Annotated in this window: 1 protein-coding gene; it reads left to right on the forward strand. The window is 37.8% G+C overall.

The genetic code is table 11. The features are described from left to right. On the forward strand, positions 1-1,235 hold a 1,235-nt coding region (locus tag QUB16_RS33380; protein WP_333322690.1), incomplete at its 5' end, for an IS4 family transposase. Between the last annotated feature and the right edge of the window lie 33 nt (positions 1,236-1,268).

Consider the following 1,268-nt stretch of genomic DNA (forward strand, 5'->3'; position numbering starts at 1 on the left):
AGGAAAATTCCTACCGTCAGCTAAAACTTCGAGACCGAATTCTCAACTTGCCATTGATGATGGCTGCGGTCTTAACCTTACTATGGCGAGATGTGGCAGGGGTAAGAGAGCTGACCCGAATGTTAACGAGAGACGGCTTTCTGTGGTGTAATCCCACGTCCGTCAGCCAACAAGCACTCTCACAAAGATTTTTGACCTTTCCTGCTGAGCTGTTTGAACAAGTATTTAAGGATTTATTACCGCGTTTAAGAACAAATTGGCAGAGGAGAAATCAACGAACCTTACCAGAAAGTATTCAGTTTACATTAACAAGATTTGAGCAGATTTGGATTATAGATAGTTCAATATTAGAGGCATTATTTCGGAAATTATCAAACTTAGAGTCAGCTAAAATAGGACAATTGGCGGGGAAAATAAGTACAGTAATTGATCTAGTAACTAGATTGCCAGTCGAAATTTGGTTTACCGAAAATGCGAAAGAATCTGATGTAAAACTTGAAGAGAATATCCTCAATTTAGTCAGCGAAAATACGTTATTACTATTAGATAGAGGCTTTTATCACTTTAGTTTCTGGTTAAAATTAATTGAGCAAAAGGTTAACTTTATTACCCGAGTAAAGAAAGGAGCCGCCATCAAAGTAGAGGAAGTATTTACCGATAGTTATGGACTGCGAGACCGTAAGATACGTTTGGGGTCTGGAACGAAGAAAACTCCGTTTATTACCTTACGTTTGATTGAAGTTCGTTCAGAAAAAACCTGGCATTCTTATTTAACAAGTGTGCTAGAGCCAGAAAAATTACCCCCTTATGTAGTAGCAGATTTGTATCGAAGACGTTGGCGGATTGAAGAAGCTTTTAATATTGTAAAAAGGCTGTTAGATTTAAGCTATTTATGGACGGGTTCAATCAATGGGATTAAATTACAGATTTGGGCAACTTGGTTATTTTATGCAGTTTTAGTAGATTTAGGTGATGCGGTAGCTGATGAACTAGCTCTACCTTTTGAGCAGATTTCTTTAGAAATGATTTATCGCGGTCTTTATCATTTTACTATGGCTCATCATAAAGGTAAAGCAACAGATCCAATCAAGTATTTTGCTGACCCCCAAAATCGAGATTTAGGCATTATTAAACAGCAGCGAAAACCGAATGTTAAGTTAATTATTGCCCCTTTTCCTGAAAAGCAACGAGGGTCTGACCAATTCTTTTTTAAGAACTCTCCGAAAGCCTCTTGACAAAAGACTTACAGCCTTAACTTGTCACCAATG

Source organism: Microcoleus sp. D3_18a_C4 (genome assembly GCF_036702415.1).
Lineage (GTDB): Bacteria > Cyanobacteriota > Cyanobacteriia > Cyanobacteriales > Microcoleaceae > Microcoleus.